This is a genomic window from Streptomyces sp. NPDC030165 (assembly GCF_055573595.1).
In genome coordinates this window covers 136,860-163,637 of record NZ_JBVIBD010000020.1, presented here as the reverse complement: position 1 = coordinate 163,637, position 26,778 = coordinate 136,860, and the positions used below count along the sequence as shown (strand labels likewise).

The window sequence follows — 26,778 nt, the reverse complement described above, 5'->3', positions numbered from 1 at the left end:
GAGCACCCGACCGCCGGGCCGTCAGCCCGAGTGACATCCCGCTGCCCACCCACCCGTAAGGGAGGTACCGTGCACCGAAGATCACGCCGAGGCTCCCTGCGCCCGGCACTCGCCCTGTTCGCGAGCGCGCTGCTGGCCGCCACGTCCCTGTCCCTGGCCGGTGTCCCGGCCGCCACCGCGGCGCCCGCCGCTCCGGACGCTCCCGCCGCCGAGGACTTCCAGCAGGTCACCCTCGCCAAGGGGGAGCCCGAGACGGGCGAGCCGATGACGCTCGCCGTGCTGCCCGACCGGTCCGTGCTGCACACCTCGCGTGACGGAACGGTTCGCCTGACCGACGCGGGCGGCACCACGAAGGTCGCGGGCAAGCTGCCCGTCTACAGCCACGACGAGGAGGGCCTCCAGGGCGTCGGCATCGATCCCGAATTCGCCGCCAACCGCTTTGTCTACCTGTACTACGCGCCCCCGCTCGGCACCCCGTCCGGCGACGCCCCCGACGAGGGCACCGCCGCGGACTTCGCGAAGTTCGACGGCGTCAACCGCCTCTCCCGCTTCGTCCTCAAGGCCGACGGCACCCTGGACACGGCGAGCGAGAAGAAGATCCTGGACGTGCCCGCCTCCCGCGGCATCTGCTGCCATGTCGGCGGCGACATCGACTTCGACGCCCAGGGCAACCTCTACCTCTCCACCGGCGACGACTCCAACCCGTTCGCCTCCGACGGCTACACCCCCATCGACGCACGCGCGATCCGCAACCCCGCCTACGACGCCCAGCGCAGCGCGGGCAACACCAACGACCTGCGCGGCAAAATCCTGCGCATCAAGGTCAACGCCGACGGCACGTACACCGTTCCCGACGGCAACCTCTTCCCGGCCGGCACCGCGAAGACCCGGCCCGAGATCTACGCGATGGGCTTCCGCAACCCCTTCCGGATGAGCGTCGACAAGCCCACCGGAACCGTCCACGTGGGCGACTACGGCCCGGACGCGGGCACCGCCGACCCCCAGCGGGGCCCCGCCGGCCAGGTCGAGTTCACCCGCGTCACCAAACCCGGCAACTTCGGCTGGCCGTACTGCACCGGCAACAACGACGCCTACGTGGACTACGACTTCGCCACCGAAACCCCGGGCACCGCCTTCGACTGCGCCGCACCCAGGAACACCTCGCCGCGCAACACCGGACTGACCGACCTGCCGGCCGCCCAGCCCGCGTGGATCCCGTACGACGGCGGGTCGGTGCCCGAATTCGGCACCGGATCCGAGTCCCCGATGGCCGGGCCCGTCTACCGCTACGACGCCGCCTCCACCTCGCAGGTGAAGTTCCCGCAGGCGTACGACGGGAACTTCTTCGCCGGCGAGTTCGGGCGCCGCTGGATCAAGCGCATCGAACAGGCCGCCGACGGCACGGGCCGGACCGTCAACGCCTTCCCCTGGAAGGGCACCCAGGTCATGGACATGGCCTTCGGCCCGGACGGCGCGCTGTACGTCCTGGACTACGGCACCGGCTACTTCAACGGCGACGAGAACTCCGCCCTCTACCGCATCGAGAACGCCACCGGCGGCCACTCACCGGTCGCCGAGGCCAAGGCCGACCGTACCTCCGGGCAGGCGCCGCTGAAGGTGCGGTTCGGCGCCTCGGCCACCGACGCGGACGGTGACGCGCTCACCTACACCTGGGACTTCGGCGACGGTACGGCCTCGAACCGGCAGAACCCCGCCCACACGTACCGCAAGAACGGCACCTACACCGCGACCGTGACCGTCAAGGACCCCGGCGGCCGGACCGGCTCGGCGAGCGTGTACCTGACCGTCGGCAACACCGCGCCCGAGGTGAGACTCCAGCTCCCCGGCGACGGGCAGCTGTTCACCTTCGGCGACGAGATCCCGTTCCGGGTCGAGGTCACCGACCCCGAGGACCGCACCGTCGACTGCGCCAAGGTCAAGGTCACCCACATCCTCGGGCACGACAGCCACGGCCACCCCGTCACCTCCGCCAACGGCTGCTCCGGCACTCTCCAGACGTCGGCGGACAACGAGCACGACCCCAACGCCAACATCTTCGGGGTCTTCGACGCCGAATACACCGACCGGGGCGCGAACGGCCAGCCGCCGCTGACCACCCACGACCAGGCCGTCACCCAGCCCCGGCACCGCCAGGCCGAGCACTTCGGCACCTCCCGGGGCGTACGGGTCGTCACCCACACACCGGCGCACGGCGGCCGGACCGTCGGCGACATCGACCACGGCGACTGGATCGCATTCACGCCGTACATCGTCAAGAACGCGAAGAAGTTCACCGCCCGGGTCTCCTCCGCCGGAGCCGGCGGCACGCTGGAGATCCGTACGGGCCGGGCGGACGGACGGCTGCTCGGCAGCGTCAAAGTGCCGGTGACCGGCGGCTGGGAGACCTTCACCGACGTCTCGGCCACTCTCAACGGCAAACCGCCGGCCGGTACCACCACCCTCTACCTCGTCTTCAAGGGCAGCGGCACGGGAGCCCTCTTCGACGTCGACGACTTCACCTTCACCACCGGCTGACCCCAGGTGGCCACCGGGGCGGGCGGACAGCGCCCGGGCCGACCGGACGCAGAGCCGCCGGCCGCCCGCCCCGTGGCCGGAGGAAGGAGAACCGGCATGTACCCCTGTGCCCGGCCGGCCACCACCGCGGCGGCCGCTGCCACCCTGCTGGCGACAATGACCCTGCCAGGCGAGGGCCCCCGCGCCCCGGAACGCGAGGCGAACCGCGTCCTGGTCTTCTCCAAGACCGCCGGATTCCGGCACGACTCGATCCCCGACGGCATCGCCGCCGTCAAGGACCTCGGCAAGCGGCACGGCTTCGCCGTGGACGCCACCGAGGACGCCGCCGCCTTCACCGACAAGCGCCTCGCCCGCTACGCCGCCGTCGTCTTCCTCTCCACCACCGGCGACGTGCTGCGGCCCGCCCAGCAGCAGGCCTTCGAACGCTACATCGCGCACGGCCGCGGATACGTCGGCGTACACGCCGCCGCCGACACCGAGTACGACTGGCCGTTCTACGGCGGCCTGGCCGGCGCCTACTTCCAGTCCCACCCCGCCGTACAGCCCGCCACCGTACGCGTCGAGGACCGCGCCCACCCGGCCACCTCCCACCTCGCGGCGGCCTGGAACCGCACCGACGAGTGGTACAACTACCGCACCAGCCCGCGCGCCCGCGCCCACGTCCTGGCCGCCCTCGACGAATCCACGTACAGCGGCGGCACGATGCGCGGCGACCACCCCATCGCCTGGTGCCAGGAGTACCGCGGCGGCCGGGCCTTCCACACCGGCGGCGGGCACACCGGACAGTCCTTCGCCGACCCCGCCTTCCGCACGCACCTGCTGGGCGGCATCCGCTGGGCCACCGGCGCCGCACAGGCCGACTGCCGCCCGGAGACCGGCTACCGGGCACTCTTCGACGGCACCTCCACCCGCGGCTGGCAGCAGGCGGGCCCCGGCTCCTTCACCCTGGAGGGCGGCACCCTGACCTCCGCCGGAGGCATGGGCATGCTCTGGTACACGGCCCGGGAGTTCGGCTCGTACTCCCTCAAACTCGACTGGAAGATGTCCGGCGCCGACGGCGACGACAACTCCGGGGTCTTCATCGGCTTCCCGCCCTCCGACGATCCCTGGTCGGCCGTGAACAACGGCTACGAGATCCAGATCGACGCCACCGACGCCCCCGACCGCACCACCGGAGCCGTGTACGGCTTCCAGGGCGCGGACGCCGAGGCGCGCGACGCCGCGCTCAACCCGCCGGGGGAGTGGAACACCTACGAACTGCGCGTCGAGGGCGAACGGCTGCGGATCCACCTCAACGGACACAAGATCAACGACTTCACGAACACGGACCCGGCGCGCAGCCTGCGCCAGGGCCACATCGGCATCCAGAACCACGGTGACGAGGACCGGATCTCCTTCCGCAACATCCGGGTGAAGGAGTTCGAGACGGCGGCGAAGGGCGGTAGGGAATGACGGGGTTGGAGTGCGGGTGCGGATATGGGTGCGGATGTGGGTGTGGGGATGGGGCTCGGGCTGAGGTCGGGGCTGAGGCCAGGGGCGGTGGCGGCAGTGGCGGACGTACGGGGGTGTGGCTGATCGGGGCGCGGGGTTCGGTCGCGACCACCGCGGTCGCCGGTTGCGCCGCGATCGCCGCCGGACTGCACCCGCCGACCGGCATGGTCACCGAGACCCCGCCGTTCGACGGAGTGCCGCTGCCGCCGCTGACCTCCCTCGTCTTCGGCGGCCACGACACCGCGGCGTACCCGCTGCCCAAGCGGGCCGAGGAACTGGCGGCGGGCGGCGTGCTCCCGCACGACCTGCCGCGCGCCGTGCACGCCGAACTGACCGCGGCGGACGACGCGGTACGGCCCGGCGGCCCGCTCCCCGGCGACACCCGCGGGGACGCGGAACTGGTCACGGCCTTCACCGCCGACCTCCGGGCGTTCGTACGGACCCACGGCCTGGACCGCGCGGTCGTCGTCAACGTCGCCTCGACGGAACCGGCGAGCGGGTACGACGACGCCGACGACCGCCTCCCGCCCAGTTCCCTGTACGCGCACGCGGCGCTGCGCGCAGGCTGCCCGTACGTCAACTTCACGCCGTCCACCGGCATGCACCACCCACTGCTCCAGCAGATGGCCGTGTGCAGCGGACTGCCGTACGCGGGCCGCGACGGCAAGACCGGCCAGACCTTGCTGCGCTCCGTCCTCGCCCCGATGTTCGCCCAACGGGCCCTCTCCGTACGCGCCTGGTCCGGCACCAACCTGCTCGGCGGCGGCGACGGCGCCACCCTGACCGACCCGGCGGCCGCGGCCGCCAAGAACGCGGGCAAGGCACGCGTCCTCGCGGACAACCTCGGCGCGGCACCACCCGGCGAGGTGCACATCGACAACGTCCCGGCGCTCGGCGACTGGAAGACCGCCTGGGACCACGTCGCCTTCGACGGCTTCCTCGGCAACCGCATGACCCTCCAGACCGTCTGGCAGGGCTGCGACTCGGCGCTCGCCGCGCCGCTGGTCCTCGACCTCGTACGCCTGGCAGCCGCCGCACACGCGGCCGGCCTCTCCGGGCCGCTCATCCCTCTGGGTTTCTACTTCAAAGACCCGGACGGCGGGCCCGCCGCACTGGCCGACCAGTACGCCGAACTTGTTGCGTTCGCGCGGGGGCTCGGGGGGTGTCGGCGATGAGGTTCATACCGTCTGCGGGTGCGGGTGCGGGTGCGGGTGCGGGTGCGGGTGGGGCCGGGGATGGGGCTGGAGCTGTGGTGGCGGCCAAGGGCGCGACCGCTGCTGCGGCCGCGGCTCCGTCCGCCGATGCTGCTCGCGTCTCTTCCGGCCGAGGGCCGATGGAGCCTTCCCCCGCCGTCTCTCCCTGGCTGCGACTCCTGCGCGTATCTGCGCTGTTCAGCGTGCCGGGGGACCTGCTGGCGGGGGCTGCGGCGGCCGGGTACGGGCCCGGCCGCCGCACCCTTCTCGCCACCGGCTCGTCCCTCTGCCTCTACGAGGCGGGCATGGCCCTCAACGACTGGGCCGACCGCGACATCGACACCGTCGAACGCCCCGAACGTCCCATCCCGTCCGGCCGCATCGCCCCGGCCGCCGCCCTCGGCGCGGCCGCCGGACTGACGGCGGCGGGCCTCGCCCTGGCGGCCGCCGCAGGCCGCCCGTCCCTCGTCACCGCCACCGCGCTCGCCGCCACCGTCTGGGCCTACGACCTCCGCCTGAAGAACACCCCGGCGGGCCCGCTGGCCATGGCCTGCGCCCGCACCCTCGACGTACTGCAGGGCGCGGCATCGGCGGCCCCGGTGCGGGGACGGGCGCACGGGCACGAGCGCGGACGGAGCCAGACTCTGGGGCAGGGGCAGGGGCAGGGGCAGGGGCAGGGGCAGGGGCAGGGGCAGGGATGGGAGTGGGGGCGGGGGTGGGGCCGGGCGATGGGGAAGGCGTTGCCGTCGGCGGCGCTGCTCGGCACCCACACCTTCGCGGTCACCGCCGTCTCGCGCCGCGAAGCCCAAGGCAGCTCCCCGGCTTTGCCGCTGGCCGCATTGGGGGTCGTGACGGCGGTGGGCGGGGTGGCCGGCGGGCTTCGGGGGGTCGGCAGGGGCGGCGGGCTCGGCAGGAGACGCCGCCCGCGTCCCTCTCCGCCCAGAGCTGCCGCCGCGAACGGAGCCATGCCACACATGGGGCACATAGGGCATATAGGGCACATGGGGCTCGTGGGGGTCGCGGGAGCCGTCCCCAAGGCCGCCGCGGCCCTCTACGCCGGGACCGCCGCGCGCCCCTTCTTCCACGCGGCCCTCAACCCCTCGCCCTACCTCCTCCAGCGCGCCGTCGGCAGCGGAATCCGCGCGATGATCCCGCTCCAGGCAGCCCTCACCGCACGCGCCGGCGCGCCCGGTACGGGTGCCGCTCTCCTGGCCCTGGTGCCCGCCGCCCGGCGGCTGTCCCGGAAGGTCAGCCCGACGTGACCGCGACGAACCCGCTCCGCCTGGCCTACGGCACCAACGGCCTGACCGACCTCCGGCTGACCGACGCGCTGGCCCTCCTCGCCGACCTCGGATACGACGGCGTCGCCCTCACCCTCGACCACATGCACCTCGACCCCCTCGCCCCGGACCTTGCGGCACGAACGGCCCAACTGGCGCGCCGCCTCGATACGTTGGGCCTGTCCATCGCCATCGAAACCGGCGCCCGGTACGTCCTCGACCCCCGGCGCAAGCACCACCCCACTCTCCTCGACCCCGACCCGGACACCCGCACGGCCCGCGTCGACCTGCTCCGCACCGCGGTCCGCGTCGGCGCGGACCTCGGCGCCACGGCAGTGCACTGCTTCAGCGGACCCCGCCCTCCCGGTACGCCGGAACCCGCCGCCTGGCAACGCCTCGCCGGCGCACTCGTCCCCGTACTCGACGCGGCCGCCACCGCCCGCATCCCTGTGGCCGTCGAACCCGAACCCGGGCACCTCCTCTCCGACCTCGCCGGCTTCCACCACCTGCGCACCACACTCGCCGCCCCGCCCGCCGACGTCCTCGGCCTGACCCTGGACATCGGCCACTGCCAGTGCCTGGAACCCGACCCGCCCGCCGCATGCGTCCGCGCCGCCGCGCCCTGGCTGCGGCACGTCCAGATCGAGGACATGCGGCGCGGCGTACACGAACACCTGCCGTTCGGAGCAGGCGAGATCGACTTCCCGCCGGTCCTGGCAGCGCTCCGGGACACCGGCTACCAGGGCCTGGTCAGCGTCGAACTGCCCCGCCACTCCCACGCCGGCCCGCACCACGCCCGCACCTCCCTCCCGTTCCTGCGCGCCGCCGAACCGCCCCGCGCCCCCACCCCGTCGCACCTGTCCGCCCCGAGCGCAGGAGGCCCGCGATGATGACGCCGCAGGACTGGATGGCCCAGCTCCACACGGCCCTGCGTGACCGGCTCGGCGGTGCCGGGCGCGCCTGGCTGGACGAGGCGCTGGACGAGGCACACGCCGAAGCGCAAGCCGAAGCCGCAGGCCCCCGGGGCACGGCGGACGGCGACGGTGCTCACTCCTACACCGCGTACGCTCCGCCCGTGTGGGAGATGCGCTTCGCCTCGGCGGGCCGGTACTGCACCCGCCGTGAGCCGCCGTACGCGCGGGACCGGGAAGCGGCCGAGGCTGCCCGCATCCTGCTCCTGCACACGGCCCGTGCCGACGCCCGGACCGTCACCCGGCTCTACCGGCACGGCACCGCCGCCGAACGCCGCGCCGTGCTGATGGCGCTGCCCCACCTGGACCTCGGCCCGAGCGCCCGGCCGCTCGTCGAGGACGCGCTGCGCAGCAACGACACCCGGCTGGTCGCCGCCGCCGTGGGTCCGTACGCCGCCCGTCACCTCGACGCGCACACCTGGCGGCACGCCGTACTGAAGTGCCTGTTCACCGGCGTCCCGGTGGCCGCCGTGGCCGGCCTGGCCGAACGCGCCCGCGGGGACACGGAGCTGGCCCACATGCTCGCCGAATACGCCCGTGAGCGCACCGCCGCGTACCGCTCCGTACCCGCCGACGTCCAGCGCGTCATGGCCCTCACCGCACCGTCCGTGTCCACCGCTCCATCCGCATCCCCCTTTCCGTCCCGCTCCGGCACCGACCGCTCCGCCGCCGACCGCTCCGTCACCGACCGCTCCCCGGTATCCGACTCAGCCGGTACCTGACCTCCACCGGTGCCGGGCCCGGCCGCCGGACCGCCAGGCCGCCGGCACCGTACCCCCGGCACGCGAGGAGACCCGATGCGCATCTTCGACCCGCACATCCACATGACCTCCCGCACCACGGACGACTACGAAGCCATGCACGCCGCGGGTGTCCGCGCCGTCGTCGAGCCCTCCTTCTGGCTGGGGCAGCCCCGCACCTCACCGGCCAGTCTCTTCGACTATTTCGACTCCCTCCTGGGCTGGGAACCCTTCCGTGCCGCGCAGTACGGCATCGCCCACCACTGCACGCTCGCCCTCAATCCCAAAGAGGCGAACGACCCCCGCTGTACCCCCGTCCTCGACGCCCTGCCCCGCTACCTCGTAAAAGACCCGGTCGTCGCCGTCGGCGAGATCGGCTACGACTCGATGACCCCCGCCGAGGACACCGCCCTCGCCGCCCAGCTCCAGCTCGCCGTGGACCACGGCCTGCCGGCCCTCGTCCACACCCCCCACCGCGACAAGGCGGCGGGCCTCAGGCGCACCCTCGACGTCCTGCGTGAATCCGCTCTGCCCCCCGATCACGTCGTCCTGGACCATCTCAATGAGACAACGGTAGGGCAGGCCACTGACAGTGGCTGCTGGCTGGGCTTTTCCATCTATCCGGACACCAAGATGGACCCCGACCGCATGGTGCGCGTCCTGCGCCTGCACGGCACCGACCGCGTGCTGGTCAACTCCGCCGCAGACTGGGGCCGCAGCGATCCGCTGAAGACACGGCACGTCGGCGAGGCGATGCTGGCCGCCGGGTTCACCGAGGACGACGTGGACCAGGTCTTGTGGCGCAACCCCGTCGCGTTCTACGGCCTCAGCGGTCGGCTGGACCTCAGCACGCAGCCTCCGGGCGCCCTGCACGAGGGCAACTCCATCCTCCGCGGCGGGGAATGAGGAGGACGACGGGACATGCGCTTCCGGCACCCCGACGGGTCGACCGTCCATCTCGCGTACTGCACCAACGTCCACCCCGCCGAGACCCTGGACGGGGTGCTCGTCCAACTCCGCGAACACTGCGAACCCGTACGCAGACGCCTCGGCCGGGACCGTCTCGGCATCGGCCTGTGGCTCGCCCGCGACGCCGCCCGCGCGCTCGTCCGCGACCCCGCCGCGCTGCGCGGGCTGCGGCGCGAACTCGACGCCCGCGGCCTCGAAGTCGTCACCCTCAACGGGTTCCCGTACCAGGGTTTCGGCGACAGCCGTGTCAAGTACCGCGTCTACCGGCCCGACTGGACCGAGCCCGCGCGCCTGGACCACACCGCCGACCTCGCCCGGCTGCTGGCCGCCCTTCTCCCCGACGACGTCACCGAAGGCACCATCTCCACGCTGCCCCTCGCCTGGCACACCGACTTCGACGCGGTACGCGACGCCGCCGCCCGCCGGACCGCCGCTCTCGGCGCGCTGCACACCCTCGCCGGCCGGCTCGACGCCCTCGAAGAACTCACCGGCCGCTCCGTCCGCGTCGGCCTGGAGCCCGAACCCGGCTGCCTGATCGAGACCACCGCCGAAGCCGCCGACGCTCTCGGGCACGGGCGGGACGAGCCGTCCTGGCCCGCCGCACCCCCGGCCCACCGCATCGGCGTCTGCGTCGACACCTGCCACCTCGCCACCTCCTTCGAGTATCCGCACACGGCCCTCGAAGCCCTCGGCCGGGCGCGCGTTCCCGTCGTCAAGGCGCAGCTGTCCGCCGCGCTGCACGCCGAACACCCCGACCACACGGACGTACGCGCCGCCCTGTGCGCCTTCGCCGAACCGCGCTTCCTCCACCAGGCGCGCACCCGTACCCCCGACGGGCGACTGCGCGGCACGGACGACCTCGGCGAAGCCCTGGCCGGGGAGGCCGACGGCGGCCTGCCGGTCACGGCACCGTGGCGCGCGCACTTCCACGTACCGCTGCACGCCCCGCCCGAGCCGCCGCTCACCTCCACTCTCCCCGTCCTCCGGGACACGCTGGCTCTCCTCGTAGGCGGACCCGTGCCGCGCACCCGCCACCTCGAAGTCGAGACCTACACCTGGCAGGCTCTCCCACCGGGCCTGCGCCCCCGCAGCAGAAGCCGCCTCGCCGACGGCATCGCGGCCGAACTCGCCCTCGCCCGCGACCTGCTGGCCGACCTCGGACTCAAGGAACTCCCATGAGCGCAGCACCGAACCGCCTGCTCGTCCTCGACGTCGTCGGCCTCACCCCTCGTCTCCTCACGCACATGCCGCACCTCCAAGCGCTCGCCGACACCGGTGCGTACACGCCGCTGGACACCGTGCTGCCCGCTGTGACCTGCACGGTCCAGTCCACGTTCCTCACCGGCACGCCGCCCGCCCGGCACGGCGTCGTCGGCAACGGCTGGTACTTCCGGGACGTCGGCGAAGTCCACCTCTGGCGCCAGCACAACGCCCTCGTCGCAGGCGACAAGCTCTGGGACGCCGCCCGCCGCGAACACCCGGGCTACACGGTCGCCAACGTCTGCTGGTGGTACGCCATGGGCGCCGACACCGACTGGACCGTCACCCCACGCCCCGTCTACTACGCCGACGGCCGCAAGGAACCCGACTGCTACACCCGGCCGCCGTCCCTCCACGACGAACTCACCAGCCGCTTCGGCACCTTCCCCCTCTTCACGTACTGGGGGCCCACCGCATCCCTCCCCTCCTCACAATGGATCGCCGACGCGACCCGCCACCTGCTGCACACCCGCCACCCCGACCTCACCCTCTGCTACCTCCCGCACCTCGACTACGACCTCCAGCGCTACGGCCCCGACGACCCCCGCGCCGCCACGGCCGCCGCCGCGCTCGACACCGTCATCGGCCCCCTCCTGGCCGACGCCCGCAGCACGGACGTCACGGTCGTCGCCCTGTCCGAATACGGCATCCGGCCCGTCCGCCGCCCCGTGGACGTCAACCGCGCCCTGCGCCGCGCCGGCCTGCTGGAAGTGCACACGCAGGACGGGATGGAGTACCTGGACCCCACCGTCTCCCGCGCCTTCGCCGTCGCCGACCACCAGATCGCCCACGTCTACGTACGCCGTCCCGAAGACCTCGACGCGACCCGCGCGGCCCTGACCGGACTGCCCGGCCTGGACCGGCTGCTCGACGACGAGGGCAAGAAGGCGTACGGCCTCGACCACCCCCGCTCCGGCGAACTCGTCGCCCTCGCCGAGCCCGACGCCTGGTTCACGTACTACTACTGGCTCGACGACGCCCGCGCGCCCGACTTCGCGCGCCTCGTCGACATCCACCGCAAACCCGGCTACGACCCGGCCGAACTTTTCATGGATCCCCGCGACCCGTACGTACGGCTGCGCGCGGCGACCGCCCTGGCCCGCAAGAAGGCCGGCCTGCGCTACCGCATGGCGGTCGTCCCGCTCGACCCCGAACCCGTACGCGGCAGCCACGGCCTGCTCCCCGCGCCCGGAACCGATCCGGCCGACGGCCCGCTCCTCATCTGCTCCGCAGCCGACGCACCCCTGCCCACCCCCTTCGCCGCCACCGACGTGAAGTCACTGCTCCTTCATCTTGCCCGCACCCACTGACAACGCGCCCCACCGACAACGCGCCCCGCTCGGCCACCACCCCCCTGCCTGCCCACCCACCGGACACCCACCGAACACCCACCGAACACGGACCGAGGAGCCCACCCGCCATGCCCGCTCACCGAAACCACCACGACCACGACGACCCCCGGCGAGCCGCCCTGAGACGCACCCTCCACCGCCGCGGCTTCCTCGGCGTGGCCGCCGGCACATCGGCAGCCGCCCTCCTCGGCACCGGGACCGGCCCCGCGCACGCCGCCCAGCGCGGTACGCGGCAGTCCGCCGCACCGGCCGCCCCCGCCCGGCACCCCCACCACCGCCCCGTCCTCCCGCCCGGCCGCCTCGGCATCCAGCTCTACACACTCCGCGACCGGACCTCGACCCTCGGTTTCGCCTGCGTCTTCGAGGACCTCGCCCGCTACGGCTACGACGAGGTCGAGTTCGCCGGCTACACCCAGGGCTCCGCCGGGGCGATCACCCTGCGCCGGCTCGAGCGGCTCCTGCGGGACAACGGGCTGCGCGGCATCGGCAGCCACGTCGGGTACGCCTCCGCCGATCCCACCGCGTACACGTTCGCCACCGGCCTGACCCAGGTCCTCGACGACGCCGAGGCCCTCGGCCTGCCGTACATCGGCACCCCGTCCAGCCCCGGCCGGTACGGCAACACCGTCGACGCCTGGAAACGCGCCGCCGCCGAATTCAACGCGTACGGCGCTGCCGCCCGCGCCCGCGGCATGCGTTTCTACCACCACAACCACGCCGAGGAATTCGCCTTCGCCACCGACGACCCACGTGTCCGTCTGTACGACGTCCTGCTCGCGGAGACCGACCCCCGGCTCGTCTTCTTCGAGATGGACATCTTCTGGGCCTATGTGGCGCAGTACCGTTTCTCCCGGCGCCCGGACGGCACCCCCGCCCCCTTCGAACCCCTCGACTACGTCCTTGAGGCTCCCGCCCGCTACCCCCTCTTCCACGTCAAGGACGGCGAGCACGACACCGCCACCCAGGACGGCTACCGCATGGTCGACGTGGGCGACGGCGACATCGATCACCGCCGCTTCATCTCGGCGGTGGAACGCCGCCGCGGCCGCCGCTCCGCCCACTGGACCGTCGAGCGCGACGACGCCGTGGACCCGGCCGCCAACCCCGCGGGCTCCCTGTCGACCGCCCGCCGCTCCGCCCGCCACCTGCGGAGCCTGCGCGCGGCACCGCGCGGTTAAGCCGTACGCCCCTGGCCGGGTAATGTGCACAGGATCAGCACTGCCCGACCGGGGCGACCGGTACGACCAGATTGGCGAGACGTACATGAGCGAGGGGACCGCACCACTGGCGGGCGACGCGACCTCCGTCGCCGACGAGGAGGCGCGGGAGCGCCTGATCTACCTGCGCGGCAGCATCGACAACCTGGATGCCGCACTGGTCCACCTGCTCGCCGAGCGCTTCAAGTGCACCCAGCAGGTCGGCGAACTCAAGGCCCGCCACAACCTCCCGCCCGCCGACCCGGCTCGCGAGGCCACCCAGATCGCCCGCCTGCGCACCTTGGCGGAGGACGCCAAACTGGACCCGGCATTCGCCGAGAAGTTCCTGAACTTCATCATCGGTGAGGTCGTTCGTCACCATAAGGCCATCGCGGATCAGGAGACCGGCCGGGAAGACATTCCGGGGCGGCGCGACGAGCCCGTGAAGAGCTGACATCCGGCGGATTCGCCGGGTGCAGTGCCGAGGGCGGTGCTGTCGCCACGGCCCGCTCGGCCGCCGCATGGGCAGGCCCCGAACAAGATTTCCCCACCCCTCCCGTACAACCCTCCCCCAGGATCATCAGTCTCCGTCTCCGTCACGCCCTGTTACGACGCCGTTCCCGTAGTGGCGTCATTCCCGTCCTGGGGGAACCATGCACCGCACCACCGTCTCCGCCGCCGCTCTTACGGTGCTCTGTCTCGGGCTCGTCGCCTGTCAGCCCGCGGGGAGTGCTGATGGTGGCGGGGGTTCGGCCACGAAGGCGGCGGTGGAGCCCAGTGTCGCCGCGGAGACTACGCCGGGGCCTGCGCCGGCTCGTGAGGCCGTGTTGCCTGATCTGGTGGGGAAGGGGCTTCAGAGCGCGCAGGATGCCGCGCAGGCGGCCGGGTTCCGGTCGTTGCGGAGTCATGACGCGCTCGGGCGTGGACGGATGCAGGCGTTCGACCGGAACTGGAAGGTCTGTTCGCAGACGCCCGGGCCCGGGCAGGCCGACACGGGGAAGACGGTGGACTTCGGCGCGGTGAAGCTGACCGAGTCCTGCCCGGAAACCGATGCCGGGGCCGGTGCCGGTGCCGCGGCGGACGGATCAGCCGGGGCCGGGTCGGCCATGCCTGACTTTCGGGACAAATCGGTAAAGGTGGCCCGGCGTGCTCTCGACGCCGGGACCAGCATCACGGTCAAGGACGCGTCGGGGCGCGGCCGGATGGTGCTCGTGGAGTCCAACTGGAAGGTGTGCCGGCAGAGCCCGGCCGCCGGTACGAAGGCGGACGGGCAGCCGGTGACGTTGGAAGCGGTGAAGTTCCAGGAGGAGTGTTAGAAGCAGTGCGGGTCAGTGGGGGCGGCGGGCTCGTAGCACGGTGTCGTGGGTGTGGTGCGTGCCGGCGGGGGCGGGAACCGTCCGGGGGCGGGTCTCGTTGATCTGTACGGTCCAGTCGGGGGCGAGGAGCCGAGCGATGTCGGCGGGCTGGTAGAACGCGCGGGGGTCGAAGCCGGGTGCCGACCGGGCAGGCAGGCCAGCCAGGTCGTGGCTGACGAAGAGCAGGGTGCCGCCGGGGGCGACGGCGTCCAGCAGGCCGCGTAGCGTGGCGTGGCCCGGCTGGCGCATGAGCGGGAAGTACTGGGCGGACACCAGGTCGAACGCGTCGGCCGGGGGCGGCGTGGCGTTCAGGTCGGTCCGGGCCCAGGCGACGCGGTCGGCGACGTCCGTGGCCGCCTCGGCGGCGCGCCGCAGGGCGACCTCGGAGATGTCGACCCCGGTGACCTGCCAGCCCTGCCGGGCGAGCCACAGGGCGTCGGCGCCTTCGCCGCAGCCCACGTCGAGTGCCTGGCCCGGCGGGAAGCCGGTGATCTCGGTGACGAGCACTCCGTTGGGCGCGCCGCTGAAGAGCTGGTCGCGGCTGCCGTACCTCTCGTCCCAGAACTGGGCGTCCATGAGTTTCTCCTGAAGTGGTGAGGGGGTGGGCGGGTGAGGGATTACAGGACGCGGCGTCGGTCGCCTGCCACCAGCTCGCAGACGCGGGCTTCCGCCTCGGCCGAGAAAGGGTCCTTACGGGCCCGCACCGCGCGGCGGGTGTCCTCGGCGACGAGGTCGGCGTTGATCGCGCCCGCGGCTGCCGAGCCGGAGGCGGCGGCCGCGAGGACGTTCGCGGTGAGGTCGGCGACGTTGCCCGCGACCCACACGCCCGGTACGGGGGTGAGCCCGGTCGGGTCGGCGGCGATGTACGAACCCATGCCGCTCGGGTGCGGGGTGGAGGCCAGCCCGAGGGTGTCCAGGAACGCGGCGCGCGGTACGGCGCGGGGTGCCACGGTCAGGACCCGTAGCGGAATGAGCGCGCCGGTGCGCAGGCGGACCCCGGTGAGGCGGTCGTCGGTGATCTCCAGGCCGGTCACTTCGCCGGGTACGACCGCGATGTCGCGCGCGGCCAGCTGCTCGGCCTCCTCGGTGGTGGGGCGGGGGCCGGTGTGCAGCAGGAGGGTGAGCCGGTCGGTCCACTGGCGGAACAGCAGGGCCTGGTGCACGCTCATCGGGCCGGTGGCCAGGACGCCGATCGGCTGGTCGCGGACCTCCCAGCCGTGGCAGTACGGGCAGTGCAGCACGTCGCGCCCCCAGCGTGGCTCCAGGCCGGGTACGTCGGGCAGTTCGTCGGTGAACCCGGTGGTCACCAGGAGCCGTCGCGCCCGTACGGTGTGGCCGGAGTCGTCGGTGACCGCGAACAGGCCGCCGTCCCGTACCGCCGACCGCACCCGGCCGGCGCGCATTTCGGCCCCGTAGGCGGCCACTTCCCGCCGACCCGCCGCCAGCAGCTCTCCGGGCGGGGTACCGTCCTGGGACAGGAAGCCGTGCAGGTGCGCCGCAGGTGCGTTGCGGGGCTCCCCGGCATCGATCACCAGCACGGACCGCCGGGCGCGTCCCAGCATGAGCGCCGCGCTCAGGCCTGCCGGGCCGCCTCCGACGATCACCACGTCGTACCGGTCGCCGTCGTGACGCTCCCCCGGCCGTATGTCTGAAGTCTCTCGGGTCATCGTGACCACCTCCGCTCCCGAATCTGCACCTTCTCCCGCCGGTCCGGCAAAGTTCATTGCGGAAACCGCAAAACGGGGGCACGTGAAGAGGTGAGCAGCGAGGAGACGGGTGACGGCTTCGATGCCGTGCCGGCCGCTGTCGGACCGCGGCTGCGTGACTTGTGTCACCGCCGCGGAGCCACGCTGACGGCCCTGTCGGAGACGATCGGGATCCCGGTCAGCACCCTGTCCCGGCTGGAGTCCGGGCAGCGCAAGCCGGGTCTGGAACTGCTGCTGCCCCTGGCCGAGACCTACCGGATGGCACTCGACGAACCCGTCGGCGCCCCGGCGGGCCTCGACCCCCGGGTGATCTGCCGCACTGGTTCGGCGACGCCGACGCGCGGCCGGTGGAGTTCCTCGGCATCCTCGGCCCCCAGGGTGAACGTTTCCACGTCAAGGCCCGCTACCGGCCTGCCGACTCCCGGTAGGTCGGAGCGAGCCCGCTCCGTCCCGTTGACCACCGACATGATGCCGATGGAGGACGCCGCGACCAGCGGCCCGAACCCGGCGTCCTTGGCGAACGGCACCTGGAAGGAGATGCGGCATAAGCACAGGTTATGAGGCGCCACCGCGCCCCGCCCGGCTGACTTCTCATAACCTGCACTTATGCCCTCAGTGCATACGCAGGTGAAACCCACTCCGAAACCTTGGTATTGTTGTCCATGTCGCCGCGGGGAACACCCCGCGAAGACCACACCTGGTCCGGGTGGCGGAATGGCAGACGCGCTAGCTTGAGGTGCTAGTGCCCTTTATCGGGCGTGGGGGTTCAAGTCCCCCCTCGGACACCAGCAGAGACCCCACTTCCCGTGGGGTTTTTCTGTATCTCGGGCTGTGGCGTGACCAACAGCCGAGCGATTCTCCTGGTCAGATCAGGGATGCCAGCCCGATACGGGCTGCACTGGAAGCAGCGAGCTTCTTGGCTTCCTCGGCGCGGCGCCTGCCGTAGCGGGCCATTGTGCAGCCGGGCGAGTGGTGCCGGGCGTTGGCCGAGACCTCTACAGGGTTCTCGTGATTGTCCGGATCGTTCGTGATCTTCGATGCCCGCCAGTCGTGCAGCCGGAAGTTCTCCGGCAGGTGCAGACGGTTGCGGGCCGTCCGCCAGTGGGCGGAGACCTTCTCCGGGTCCTGGGGGCCGCCTGCCTCGCCCCGGTACAGCTTGAAGCCGTCCCGAGCGAACACCAACCCGTGATCCACCCAGGCCGCCCGATACGTTCCTCTCGGCCTGCTGACGCTCCCGCAGCCACTTGAGGACGTTCATCAACGCTTGATCCACATAGATGATCGCGTTGTCGTCGCCGTCCTTGGTGAGCTTGCGGAGCCGGTAGGTGTTGCCTTCTTCGACCACGACCCAGCCAAGTTCGATGGCGCAGTCATCCCAGTGGATCAGGTCCCACATCCACCCCAGAACTTCGCTGCGGCGGCACGAGGTTGCCGCGTAGGAGGTCCACAGCGGGGCGTCCCGAAGGCGGTGATGGGTCAGGCCGCCGTCACACGTCCGGTTGCCGCACGGCTGCCGGATATCCGCGAGGAACCGCCCCGTTTCAAGGTCGTCGAGCGTGGGGAAATTCGGTTCAGCAGCCTTGATCTGCCGTTCGGTGGGCGGGTCGGCCGTGTGGGCCGGGTTGACCGCAAGGAGCTTCCTCGGGCCGGTCACCGAATCGAGCGCAGCCGAAATGATGTTGTGGATGTGGCGGACGCTCTTGGAACCGAGCGGGATCGGCTCGTGAGGGAACAGGGCCGTATGATCGAGGGCGGAAACCGCCGGGGTGTTTTCGTTCTTCATCCGGGAATTGCCGAGGCGCGACAATCGCGTGCACTCGCTGACGCCATGCTGAAGATGGTGCAGAAGCCCACGACCGCGCAACGGGTCCGGAAATTCCCCCTCTCGCCGTGGCATGGGGGCGGCGTAGTGGCGTAGTGGCGGAGTGGATCGAGGAACCCGAGGACGACCGCGACCACGTGGAGGCTGCCATGCGCCGGTACGTGCAGAACCTCGGCATGACGACGGACGGATACCTGGCATCCGTGAGCACACGGAACGCCACGCCGGCCAGCACGGAGGGTGGCTGAGGGGCCTACCGCAGCGGACAGTCCAGGTCCGGTATGGCGCGGTTCGGGGAGCAGCACACCAGGGCCAGGGACAGGAACGAGGGGCGTTCGAGGTAGAAGCCGTGCGACACGTCGCCGCCCCATGCCAGCCGTTCGGCGGCGGAGCTGACGAGTATGGCCAACCGGGTCGTGTCGCGGTCCTCTTCGGAATCGAACCGGGGAGCGTACGCGGCGAGCTGTTCCCCGAGCCACTGCGCGACCTCCTTCGGCTCATCCCAGGTGCTCCGTACCAACGTGCCGGGCTTGGTGAGCCAGCGCGCCGTTTCCAGCGGGGGCAGGTCGCTGACGGGGAACTCTGCCCGCACCACCCGATAGCGTTCGACGAGCCGCTTTCCTTCGGTGTCGTCGTCACCGGCCGGGGCCGGGGGCGGATCGGGGTGGGGAGGTCGCCGCAAAGCCTCCTCGTCGAACCGCTTCTTCGAGCCCGCCCACAGGTAGCCGTGATAGTGCAACTGGTGATCCTTGCCAGAGCAGTTGAAGGCGGCCCCGCACTCCCCGGAGAACGGAGGCCGCCGGTCAGGGAGCGGCCGTTCAGGCCGAGAGGCCGAAGCGGGCCGGGTCGATACCGGCCGCGTCCAGTTCGGCGGTGGTGAACCTCAGCGGCTCCGCACCGGGCCGCTTGCTGTCACCCAGGGCCCACGCATCGGGGCTGATCTTCGCCAGCGTGGCGCAGGATTCGCCGTCCGGGTGCGTGTTGCCCCCGCACGCCTTGAGGAATGTGGCGCCGTCGATGGGCAGGCTGTACAGGTCGGTTCGGGCCATGACTGTGCCTTCCTGATAGATCAGTGAAAGGCAGGCTCAGAACGGGTACTGCTCCGGCTTCTGCACGTACACGACACCGGGTGCAAGAGCCGTCGCGGACTCCCGGAAGAGTTCGTCCAGCATCGACCTGGGGCCGTCCCGCGTGGCACTGGCCAGGTTCTCCGCCAGTAGAGCGGCCTCGGACGGAAGCAGGACCATTTCCGTGTCCGCCATGTGCCGGCCGTTCTTCGTCAACCACATCGGGACACGAATGTTCCCATCATCATCCCGGTACGCCCGGCGGCTCGGGATCGGGTCCATTCGCCAACCCTGCGGGACGCTCTGCCTGTGGTTCTTCGGTTCGGTCGGCATGGGTACATCCTCGGCCCGCAGACGAGGAACCTCTAGCGTTATTTGCCTTGTCGGGTAAAGGTCCCGGACCACTCGTTCAGGAGTTCTCGGCACTCGTCTCCGAACACCGCGTACGACGCGTACCTCTCAAAGTTTTCGCGGTACGCGTTCACGTCGCGATGGTCCCGCAGGATCAATGCACCGGTGCCGGTTTCCACGGTGGCTAGTCGCCGGTCGTACACCGTGAAAGTATTCAACGGCATCTCTGAAATGTGACCCGTCAAGGGGATGACCCCAAGTCGAACACTAGGAATTCGAGACACTGAAGCCAGTCGGTCGAGCTGCATTGTCATAGCAAGAGGTGGCAGCAAGGGCCAGCGAACGGCTTGTTCCGTCAGCAGGAACGTGAACGATTTTGACGAGTCGTAGAGGACGCTCTGGCGTTCCAGTTTCTTAGCAATGGTCTTGGACTGGTCTCCGGGAGTGTCCGCGATGCTGGCACGTACATACTCCGGCGTAGCAAGGAGTCCTGTGATCGCCGAGAGTAGGAAGAATCGGAACTCTGTTGTGACGGTTTCGATCCTGGCTAGCTCGTTCTGCTTCTTGTCAAGCCCCCTACGCCGTGAAGACCAATGATCCTGCCACTCGGTATTCGCGGAGCGAACCAGTTCGAGGATCTTCGAGGCTGCCGGATCATCGGTCCCAAGCGCCTCAAGGACCAGCTCTACGTCGACAATGGCGGGAGTGAGTTTCCCGCTCTCCATGTTGCTGACCTTGGTTTGTGACATGTTGCAGCGGCGAGCGAGCCAGGTCTGAGTCTTCCCGGCTCGCTTCCGCAGGCTTCGCAGTGCTTCCGCTAGGTCCGACCTGGACTGACCTAGCCGTTCAGGCTCAAAGCTCAAGACCCTTCACGAACTCCTCGAAGGGAACGGACTCGGCTACCGCGATTCGCTGGTATTCGATGAACGGAGTCACGTCGCCCTCGAATACCTCGCGGTTGATCTGCTTCCCGTCGTGCTCATAGTTCATGAGTACAACTTCCGACTGGTCGAACATCCAGAAGTCTCGAACCCCTTCAAGGGGGTTGGTTCTGTCGGTCACGTCGAGAATACGGATCTGCTCACCGGCCAAAAGGTGCGGCCGGTAGTACTGGGAGAACTCGAACCGCAGGTACTCAGACAGAGGCCGAGTGACGATGTGGACGCGTCCTTGAACGCGCCCCTCCGTGGTCTGTCGGCGGAGCCGGTCTGTGTACTCGTTGCGGACCGTGGCGGGGTCGATACGCGCGCCGTCGCGGAACGCCCGAAGCTCCTCGGCTTCCTGCGGCATGAGGTACTGCGGCAGGGTCTCAAGACGCCATGCTTCCCGCTGGAAGCCCTCGAAGCGTGCGGCCCACTCTTCACCAGCCAAGAGCACGGACAGCCTCCCTCAGAACGTCCTCGGGGATCTTTACGAGCCCTTCCCCGTCCGGGGGCTGGAATGCCTTGGACACGTCGCCCTGGACGACGATGGAGCCGGACGCGGTGCGGTAGACGTTCGGGCAGTCGTCCTTGCCGCACGGCCCGCCGTTGCCGTTTCCGGTGAGTCGGGTCAGTTCCTCACGAGCCATGGTGAAACCCCCTGCCCCCAGCCCCCTAGTGGGGCGGCCCCACGACCGTACGGAGGACGTGCCGTGGCCGTCCATGCGATCACGCCAATATTTGCGTTGTCGCATAAACCTGTGGTGCTCGCCCTCTCCCGGAGGCGGCCGTGGGGACGGTGTGGGCAGGTTGGCCACGTGACCAACGCATGACCAACAGCGGTCCGGAACGGCCCGAAACAGGTGGAACGCATGACCGACGCGGTTGGTCAAGTCTGTGGCGTATTGAGCACGTTTCCCCAGGTCAGCGAACCAAAGAGCTGGTGCCCGAGTGGAGAGTCCAAGTCCCCCCTCGGACACAACGAAGAACCCCGCGGTCCCCCAGGGATCGCGGGGTTCCTGTCATTGATCACCTCCCCTGCGCCGCCCGATACGTCTGGTGCACCCGGTGTGCCCGCGGCGAGCGGGCCGGCCGGGACGAACGGGTGCAGAGAGCCCCCTGCATTCTCCTGATGTGAATCCCTGTTATTCCTCCGACGATTCCAGCTACGCGCAGTGAGGGCTTCGGGAAAGGTCGCGGAGAGCCGGTAGGAGGGGAATGGTGGACTCCTGAAATACTTTCCGGCTCGGCCTGGGCGGAGGGCTCGGGCGGGGTAATGTTGAGGTAATGCGGAACATGTCAGGCGGGGCGGTCGGCGCCGGGGTGCGGACGCGGGCGGCGACTGTTCCTGAGGCCGGGGAAACCGGCCTGTGTGGATTTCCTGTGACCGTTGGAGCCGAAGGGTCGGTTGCGGCTGGATATCCGTCCAACTGAACAACGCGAGTCCGGATACGGGGGTGAACCGGCTCATGAAGTTGGTGGAGCGGGACACGGAGCTCTCCGTCCTGGAGGGCCTGCTCGACGCCTGCGCGGCCGGGCGCGGGGGAGTGGTGGTGGTCGGCGGCGCGGTGGCCGGCGGCAAGACGGCCCTGTTGCGCGCCTTCCGGGAGCGGGCCGCGCCCACGGGCGCGCTGTGGTTGCAGGCCACGGCGACCGCGGCGGAGAAGGGAGTGCCGCTGCGGGTGGCCGGGCAGCTGCTGCGTTCCGCGGAGCTGGCCGGCGCGGGCGCGGAACCGGTGGTGTGGCTGCCGCCTCCGGCCGGAGGCGGTGGCGCGCCGGCGCGGGCAGCCGACGGGGCGATTCCCGCGGAAATCGTTGTGAACGTCTTTCCGCGCGTATGCGGCATTCTGTTCGCCCAGGCCAGGAAGCGGCCGGTCGTGGTGTGCATCGACGATGTCCATCAGGCCGACGCCTATTCACTGGAATGCGTGCTGTACGTGGTACGGCGGCTGGATGTCAGCAGGATTCTGGTGGTCCTCGGGGAAAGCAGCGGTACGGAGTGGGAGGACAGTACGGCGCGGCGGGAATTGCTGCGGCGTCCGGCGTGCCGATTCCTGCACGTCGGGCCATTGCCGCGGGACGGTGTCGTCGCCATGCTGGCCGACGGGCACAAAGGGCGGCGGTCGGCACCGCCGGCAGCGGAATTCCACCGGCTGAGCGGCGGCAGTCCGCTGCTGATGCGGGCGCTGCTGGACGATTACGCGGACGCGGACCCGGCTGGGGGCGCCGAGCTGGTGCCCGGTGAGGCGTACGAGCGTGCCGTGGCGCAGTGCCTGAGCCGCAGCGACGTCCTCACGCGCCGTACGGCGTGGCTGCTGGCGGTGCTCGGGGAGCGGGCCACGCACGTCGGGCCCGCCGAACTGCTCGGGGTGTCCCGCCAGGCCGGTGCACGCGCGCTGCGTGCCCTGCACGAGATGGGGCTGCTCGCCCATGGCCGGTTCCGCCACGAGGCGGGCCGGACGGCGGTGCTGCGCCGGGCGGAACCGCCACGCAGCGCGCGCCTGGAGGCCCGCGTCGCCCGGGTGCTGTACGAGCACGGTGCGCCGGCGGCCGTACTGGCCCGCCATCTGGTCGCGGCGGAGACGGTGGACGCCCCGTGGGCGCTGCCGGTACTGCTGGAGGCGGCCGAGGCCGCGCTGGCCCGCGACGAGGTGGGCACCGCGCTGGACTGCCTGCGGGTGGCCAGGGACAGCTGTGCGGACGAGGGGCAGGTGCTCGCGGTCAGGATCGCGCTGGTGCGGGCCGGGTGGCGGGTCGACCCGTCCGCCGCCGTACGGCACCTGCCGGCGCTCACCGACGCGGCGCTGGCCGGACGGCTCCCGGCGCGCGACATGAAGGCACTGGTCGGGCATCTGCTGTGGGCCGGCAGGGCGGACGATGCCCTGGAGGTCCTCCGGCTCGTGGAGGAGGGAGGGAGAGAGGAAGGGGCGGGCGTGGTGGCGGAGTCCGTGCGGCTCTGGTTCGCCTACGGGTATCCGGGGCTGGCGGGGAAGTACCGCGCCGAGGTGGCCGCAGGGTCGTACCGCGGCGCGGCGGCAGGAGGCCGGGCTCTCGGCCCGGCGCCCGAGCAGGACACGCAGCAGCGCGCGCTCGCCCTGATGGCCTCCGTGCTGGACCAGAGGGCGACCGGGGACGTGACCGGCCGTGCGGAGCGCATCCTCCAGGAGACCCGGCCGGAGGACCGTACCCCGGCGGCGGGCCTGGCGGCGCTGGTCGCGCTCATCGTCGCCGACGGGCTGCGGGAGGCCGCCCGCTGGTGCGACATCCTCCTCGCGGAGGCCCGCGAGCGCCGGACGCCGATGTGGCAGTCGCTGTTCGCGTCGGCCAAGGCGTTCATCGAGATCAGACTCGGCGAGCTGGCCGCGGCGGAGGAGTCGGCGCACACCGCGCTCACCGTCGTCCCGCCCGAAGGGTGGGGGGCGGCCGTCGCCGCCCCGGTCGCCGCGCTGCTGTACACGAAGGCCGCCACGGGGCGGCTGGACGAGGCGGCGGCCCACCTGAAGGTCCCCGTGCCCGACGCGGCGTTCCGGACGCCCGGCGGGCTGCTGTATCTCTGGGCGCGCGGCCACTACCAGCTCGCCGCCGGCCGGCCGTACGCCGCGCTGGAGGACTTCCACCGCTGCGGGGACCTGATGGCGCGGTGGCGCCTGGACCTGTCCGGGCTGGTGCCGTGGCGGACCGATGCCGCGCAGGTGCACGTCTCGCTGGGGGACGACCGCCGCGCGCGGGCCCTGCTGGACGAGGAGCTGTCCCGTACGGGGCCCCGCCCGCTGTGGACGCGGGGCGTGGCGCTGCGGGTGCTGGCGTCGCTGGCCGAGCGCGCGGACCGCCCGCGGCTCCTCGGCGAGGCGATGGACATCCTGCAGCGCGGCGGGCACCGGCTGGAGCTGGCGTACGCGATGGCGGAACTGTCGTACAGCTACTGGGACACACACGACGACAGCAGGGCCCGGGTCGCGGCGCGCAAGGCGCAGCAGCTGATGCGGGAGTGCGGCATCAAGGCGCCCGTCCTGAAGGCCTGGCCGGTCGGCGCGGCGAGCGCCGGTCCGCCCGAGCGGTCCGGTGCGGGCGGCGCGGGCCGTCCGCCCGCCGAGCTGAGCGGCGCCGAGCTGCGCGTCGCGACGCTCGCCGCCCGTGGTCACACCAACCGGCAGATCGCCGGGGCGCTGTTCATCACGGTCAGCACCGTGGAGCAGCACCTGACCCGGGCCTACCGGAAACTGGGGGTGCAGCGCCGTACCGACCTGGCGACGCGGCTGGAGCCGGACGGCGTGGAGGACACCGGGCTCGACGGGTGCGGCGACGGCGGCGCTCCGCGGGACTGCCTGCGTGCCGGGTAGGCGGGGCGGGCGGGAGCCGTCGGCGGGCCGCGGTGGACGTTGCGCGGTTGGACACTCCGGCGGGCGCGTGTGGAATTATTGACGGCGATACCACATTCCGTGAACTCCGTTTATTTGCAAGGCAGTTGACGCGACGAGGCGGCTCTGCCGGAGTTGGCGGGTGGGTGCACCGGGACCGGGCCCGGAGTGTCCGGGCCCGTGGGGCCGAGCGAACGGTGCCGCGGCGCGCGGCACCGGCGGCGCGGCGGCCGTACCGCCTTCACGGGCCCCGGCAGTCGCTCCGGCGCACGGCGGTGCGGGCGGGCGCCGGCTTCTCGTCCAACCACATCCGGCCGGCCGGTGCCGGCCAATCAACGGGAGGAACCCCTCATGGTGGTGGTGATGGCCCCAGGGGCCACGCAGGAGGATGTCGACGCCGTCGTCGGCCTGGTGCGCTCGGCGGGTGGTGATGCCTTCGTCAGCCGGGGGGTGACCCGGACGATCGTCGGACTCGTGGGTGACGTGGACGAGTTCGAGGCGCTCAACCTGCGCAGCCGCAGGGGCGTCCTCGACGTCGTACGGATCTCCGTGCCGCACAAGCTGGTCAGCCGGGAGCACCATCCCGCGCGGTCGGTCGTGCGGGTCGGCGGCGTGCCGATCGGACCCGACACCCTGTCCGTCATCGCGGGCCCGTGTGCGGTCGAGTCCGCCGAGCAGACCCTCGCCGCGGCGCGGATGGCGCAGACCGCCGGGGCGTCGCTGCTGCGCGGTGGCGCGTTCAAGCCGCGCACCTCGCCGTACGCCTACCAGGGGCTGGGTGAGGCCGGGCTGCGCATCCTCGCCGACGTGCGGGCCGAGACCGGGCTGCCGGTGGTCACCGAGGTCATCGACCCCGGCAGCGTCGAACTGGTCGCCTCCTACGCGGACATGCTCCAGATCGGCACCCGCAACATGCAGAACTTCGCGCTGCTTCAGGCGGTGGGGTCCGCGGGCAAGCCCGTGCTGCTCAAGCGCGGGTTCGGCGCGACCATCGACGAGTGGCTGATGGCCGCCGAGTACATCGCGCAGCGCGGCAACCTGGACATCGTGCTGTGCGAGCGCGGCATCCGCACGTTCGAGACCGCGACCCGCAACACGCTGGACATCAGCGCGGTGCCGGTGGCCCAGCGGCTGTCGCACCTGCCGGTGATCGTGGACCCGTCGCACTCGGGCGGCCGCCGGGAACTGGTCCTGCCGCTGATGCGGGCGGCGCTGGCGGTCGGCGCGGACGGCGTGATGATCGACGTGCATCCGGCGCCGGAGACGGCGCGGTGCGACGGCGACCAGGCGCTGCTGGAGGCCGACATGCGGGAGATCGCCAGTACGGCCACGATCCTGTCGCCGCTGATGGGCCGGTCGCTCACGCAGCCGGCGCCGCAGGCCGCTGCCGCTTCCTGAGAGCCCCGGCCCCCGCCGGCGGGGTGCGCACCGCCGGTAGGGGTACCCCGACGGGCGGCCGGGCGAAAGCGCACACGACCCACCGTCCGGCCGCTTGGTACAGGCCAATTTCCGCGCGCACGGCCGGACGTGTGGGACGCCCGGTGACCGGTGTTCCCCGGTGCAGGGCGCCGCCCGCGATAGGGGTACCGGTGCTGAACCCGTGATGTCGCCGGAGGCTGACGTATCGCGCATCCTGCGGTATGTCGGAGAGATGCGATACGCACAGGGCGGCGGACTGACCGCCGAGCGGCGGGAGTTCCGTGAACGGCTGCGGCTGAAGGCGGTCGAGCGGTTCGCGCGGGGCGAGACCAATGCGGTGATCGCCAGGGAACTGCGGGTGAGCGTGCGGTCGGTGCAGCGGTGGCGCAGATCCTGGCAGCAGGAAGGAGAGCGGGCGCTGGGCTCGAAGGGGCCGGCGTCCCGGCCGCGGCTGAGCCCGGCCCAGTTCCGCCGGCTGGAGGCGGAACTGGCCAGGGGCCCGGCGGCCTACGGCTGGCCGGGGGACCGCTGGACGCTGGAGCGCATCCAGACCGTGATCGTGCGGCGCTTCCGCGTCACGTACACGGTGCAGGGCGTGCGCAAGCTGATGCGCCGGCACGGGTGGACGTACGTGGCAGCGGCGGCCGGCGGGGCGGAGCGGGGTACCGGCGGCTGGACGCGGACGGAGGACGGGCGCGGTGGGAATTCCCCGCGCGCGCCGCGGGCCGAATGATCGTCAATTGGCGAAAGCAATCGTTGCGCCGACGGGAGCCGTCCGTGAAGGGCCCGGTTC

At 71.6% G+C, this 26,778-nt stretch carries 25 protein-coding genes, 1 tRNA gene and 2 pseudogenes; 19 read left to right on the top strand and 9 right to left on the bottom strand.

The features are described 5' to 3' along the window. Nucleotides 1-69 precede the first annotated feature (69 nt). From ACZ4Z1_RS31710 to ACZ4Z1_RS31655, 12 genes are all read left to right on the top strand, one after another. On the top strand, nucleotides 70-2,535 hold the full coding sequence (locus tag ACZ4Z1_RS31710; RefSeq protein ID WP_468490094.1) for a PQQ-dependent sugar dehydrogenase: 2,466 nt from the start codon (nucleotides 70-72) through the stop codon (nucleotides 2,533-2,535). A 156-nt stretch (nucleotides 2,536-2,691) separates the two neighbouring features. After that, nucleotides 2,692-3,987, top strand: a complete 1,296-nt coding sequence (locus tag ACZ4Z1_RS31705) for a ThuA domain-containing protein (RefSeq protein ID WP_468490119.1) — start codon at nucleotides 2,692-2,694, stop codon at nucleotides 3,985-3,987. A gap of 113 nt (nucleotides 3,988-4,100) precedes the next feature. Continuing rightward, on the top strand, nucleotides 4,101-5,201 hold the full coding sequence (locus tag ACZ4Z1_RS31700; protein WP_468490093.1) for an inositol-3-phosphate synthase: 1,101 nt from the start codon (nucleotides 4,101-4,103) through the stop codon (nucleotides 5,199-5,201). A gap of 221 nt (nucleotides 5,202-5,422) precedes the next feature. Beyond that, complete coding sequence (locus ACZ4Z1_RS31695) at nucleotides 5,423-6,481, top strand: SCO3242 family prenyltransferase (protein WP_468490092.1); 1,059 nt, start codon at nucleotides 5,423-5,425, stop codon at nucleotides 6,479-6,481. Next, a complete protein-coding gene (locus ACZ4Z1_RS31690; protein WP_468490091.1) occupies nucleotides 6,478-7,389 on the top strand; it encodes a sugar phosphate isomerase/epimerase family protein in 912 nt (303 codons plus the stop codon). Before ACZ4Z1_RS31695 ends, ACZ4Z1_RS31690 begins: the two co-directional genes overlap by 4 nt. Beyond that, on the top strand, nucleotides 7,386-8,192 hold the full coding sequence (locus ACZ4Z1_RS31685) for an EboA domain-containing protein (RefSeq protein ID WP_468490090.1): 807 nt from the start codon (nucleotides 7,386-7,388) through the stop codon (nucleotides 8,190-8,192). Before ACZ4Z1_RS31690 ends, ACZ4Z1_RS31685 begins: the two co-directional genes overlap by 4 nt. A gap of 75 nt (nucleotides 8,193-8,267) precedes the next feature. Continuing rightward, nucleotides 8,268-9,116: a TatD family hydrolase gene (locus tag ACZ4Z1_RS31680; protein ID WP_468490089.1), complete on the top strand. Its 849-nt coding sequence runs from the start codon at nucleotides 8,268-8,270 to the stop codon at nucleotides 9,114-9,116. A gap of 15 nt (nucleotides 9,117-9,131) precedes the next feature. Then, nucleotides 9,132-10,358 (top strand): metabolite traffic protein EboE, encoded by a 1,227-nt coding sequence (gene eboE / locus ACZ4Z1_RS31675; protein WP_468490088.1) that lies wholly within the window; start codon nucleotides 9,132-9,134, stop codon nucleotides 10,356-10,358. After that, a complete protein-coding gene (locus tag ACZ4Z1_RS31670) occupies nucleotides 10,355-11,749 on the top strand; it encodes an alkaline phosphatase family protein (RefSeq protein WP_468490087.1) in 1,395 nt (464 codons plus the stop codon). The genes eboE and ACZ4Z1_RS31670 overlap by 4 nt, the downstream gene beginning before the upstream one ends. 110 nt (nucleotides 11,750-11,859) lie before the next feature. Further along, on the top strand, nucleotides 11,860-12,969 hold the full coding sequence (locus ACZ4Z1_RS31665) for a sugar phosphate isomerase/epimerase family protein (RefSeq protein ID WP_468490086.1): 1,110 nt from the start codon (nucleotides 11,860-11,862) through the stop codon (nucleotides 12,967-12,969). A gap of 85 nt (nucleotides 12,970-13,054) precedes the next feature. Then, complete coding sequence (locus tag ACZ4Z1_RS31660) at nucleotides 13,055-13,441, top strand: chorismate mutase (RefSeq protein WP_468490085.1); 387 nt, start codon at nucleotides 13,055-13,057, stop codon at nucleotides 13,439-13,441. 199 nt (nucleotides 13,442-13,640) lie between these two features. Next, the gene (locus tag ACZ4Z1_RS31655) at nucleotides 13,641-14,303 is read left to right on the top strand and encodes a PASTA domain-containing protein (protein WP_468490084.1); all 663 of its coding nucleotides are present in this window, start codon (nucleotides 13,641-13,643) and stop codon (nucleotides 14,301-14,303) included. Between the two features lie 12 nt (nucleotides 14,304-14,315). Here ACZ4Z1_RS31655 and ACZ4Z1_RS31650 read toward each other — a convergent pair whose 3' ends face one another. Together ACZ4Z1_RS31650 and ACZ4Z1_RS31645 are read right to left on the bottom strand one after the other, a co-directional pair. After that, the gene (locus ACZ4Z1_RS31650) at nucleotides 14,316-14,918 is read right to left on the bottom strand and encodes a class I SAM-dependent methyltransferase (RefSeq protein ID WP_468490083.1); all 603 of its coding nucleotides are present in this window, start codon (nucleotides 14,916-14,918) and stop codon (nucleotides 14,316-14,318) included. A 41-nt stretch (nucleotides 14,919-14,959) separates the two neighbouring features. Beyond that, a complete protein-coding gene (locus ACZ4Z1_RS31645; protein WP_468490118.1) occupies nucleotides 14,960-16,009 on the bottom strand; it encodes an NAD(P)/FAD-dependent oxidoreductase in 1,050 nt (349 codons plus the stop codon). 90 nt (nucleotides 16,010-16,099) lie between these two features. Between ACZ4Z1_RS31645 and ACZ4Z1_RS31640 the strand changes: the two are divergent. Both ACZ4Z1_RS31640 and ACZ4Z1_RS31635 read left to right on the top strand, forming a co-directional pair. After that, a pseudogene (locus ACZ4Z1_RS31640) lies at nucleotides 16,100-16,476 on the top strand (helix-turn-helix domain-containing protein). A 272-nt stretch (nucleotides 16,477-16,748) separates the two neighbouring features. Beyond that, nucleotides 16,749-16,836: transfer RNA gene (locus tag ACZ4Z1_RS31635), tRNA-Leu, on the top strand. A 76-nt stretch (nucleotides 16,837-16,912) separates the two neighbouring features. Here ACZ4Z1_RS31635 and ACZ4Z1_RS31630 read toward each other — a convergent pair. Further along, on the bottom strand, nucleotides 16,913-17,227 hold the full coding sequence (locus tag ACZ4Z1_RS31630; RefSeq protein WP_468490082.1) for a hypothetical protein: 315 nt from the start codon (nucleotides 17,225-17,227) through the stop codon (nucleotides 16,913-16,915). Between the two features lie 292 nt (nucleotides 17,228-17,519). On the opposite strand from ACZ4Z1_RS31630, the gene ACZ4Z1_RS31625 reads away from it, so the two are divergent. Together ACZ4Z1_RS31625 and ACZ4Z1_RS31620 are read left to right on the top strand one after the other, a co-directional pair. Further along, nucleotides 17,520-17,966: a hypothetical protein gene (locus ACZ4Z1_RS31625; protein WP_468490081.1), complete on the top strand. Its 447-nt coding sequence runs from the start codon at nucleotides 17,520-17,522 to the stop codon at nucleotides 17,964-17,966. Further along, nucleotides 17,966-18,118, top strand: coding sequence for a hypothetical protein (locus ACZ4Z1_RS31620; RefSeq protein ID WP_468490080.1), 153 nt, complete (start codon nucleotides 17,966-17,968; stop codon nucleotides 18,116-18,118). Before ACZ4Z1_RS31625 ends, ACZ4Z1_RS31620 begins: the two co-directional genes overlap by 1 nt. Before the next feature lie 5 nt (nucleotides 18,119-18,123). Here the strand turns inward: ACZ4Z1_RS31620 and ACZ4Z1_RS31615 are convergent, their stop codons facing one another. The 6 genes from ACZ4Z1_RS31615 to ACZ4Z1_RS31590 all read right to left on the bottom strand — a co-directional run bounded on the left by ACZ4Z1_RS31615 (nucleotide 18,124) and on the right by ACZ4Z1_RS31590 (nucleotide 20,858). Beyond that, nucleotides 18,124-18,609: a hypothetical protein gene (locus tag ACZ4Z1_RS31615; protein WP_468490079.1), complete on the bottom strand. Its 486-nt coding sequence runs from the start codon at nucleotides 18,607-18,609 to the stop codon at nucleotides 18,124-18,126. 79 nt (nucleotides 18,610-18,688) lie between these two features. Beyond that, nucleotides 18,689-18,919, bottom strand: a complete 231-nt coding sequence (locus ACZ4Z1_RS31610) for a DUF397 domain-containing protein (protein ID WP_468490078.1) — start codon at nucleotides 18,917-18,919, stop codon at nucleotides 18,689-18,691. Nucleotides 18,920-18,955: 36 nt separating this feature from the next. Then, a complete protein-coding gene (locus tag ACZ4Z1_RS31605; RefSeq protein ID WP_468490077.1) occupies nucleotides 18,956-19,132 on the bottom strand; it encodes a hypothetical protein in 177 nt (58 codons plus the stop codon). Between the two features lie 176 nt (nucleotides 19,133-19,308). Then, nucleotides 19,309-20,151: a helix-turn-helix domain-containing protein gene (locus tag ACZ4Z1_RS31600; RefSeq protein ID WP_468490076.1), complete on the bottom strand. Its 843-nt coding sequence runs from the start codon at nucleotides 20,149-20,151 to the stop codon at nucleotides 19,309-19,311. Further along, nucleotides 20,141-20,665, bottom strand: coding sequence for a DUF6879 family protein (locus ACZ4Z1_RS31595; RefSeq protein WP_468490075.1), 525 nt, complete (start codon nucleotides 20,663-20,665; stop codon nucleotides 20,141-20,143). The genes ACZ4Z1_RS31600 and ACZ4Z1_RS31595 overlap by 11 nt, the downstream gene beginning before the upstream one ends. Then, nucleotides 20,649-20,858: a hypothetical protein gene (locus ACZ4Z1_RS31590; protein WP_468490074.1), complete on the bottom strand. Its 210-nt coding sequence runs from the start codon at nucleotides 20,856-20,858 to the stop codon at nucleotides 20,649-20,651. The genes ACZ4Z1_RS31595 and ACZ4Z1_RS31590 overlap by 17 nt, the downstream gene beginning before the upstream one ends. An 819-nt stretch (nucleotides 20,859-21,677) precedes the next feature. Between ACZ4Z1_RS31590 and ACZ4Z1_RS31585 the strand changes: the two genes are divergently transcribed. The 3 genes and pseudogenes from ACZ4Z1_RS31585 to ACZ4Z1_RS31575 all read left to right on the top strand — a co-directional run. Beyond that, nucleotides 21,678-24,548: a helix-turn-helix transcriptional regulator gene (locus ACZ4Z1_RS31585; RefSeq protein ID WP_468490073.1), complete on the top strand. Its 2,871-nt coding sequence runs from the start codon at nucleotides 21,678-21,680 to the stop codon at nucleotides 24,546-24,548. 369 nt (nucleotides 24,549-24,917) lie between these two features. Beyond that, nucleotides 24,918-25,964: a 3-deoxy-7-phosphoheptulonate synthase gene (aroF, locus tag ACZ4Z1_RS31580; RefSeq protein ID WP_468490072.1), complete on the top strand. Its 1,047-nt coding sequence runs from the start codon at nucleotides 24,918-24,920 to the stop codon at nucleotides 25,962-25,964. A gap of 253 nt (nucleotides 25,965-26,217) precedes the next feature. Then, nucleotides 26,218-26,646 (top strand): annotated as a pseudogene (locus tag ACZ4Z1_RS31575) (winged helix-turn-helix domain-containing protein); the annotation flags it as partial. Nucleotides 26,647-26,778 lie beyond the last annotated feature (132 nt).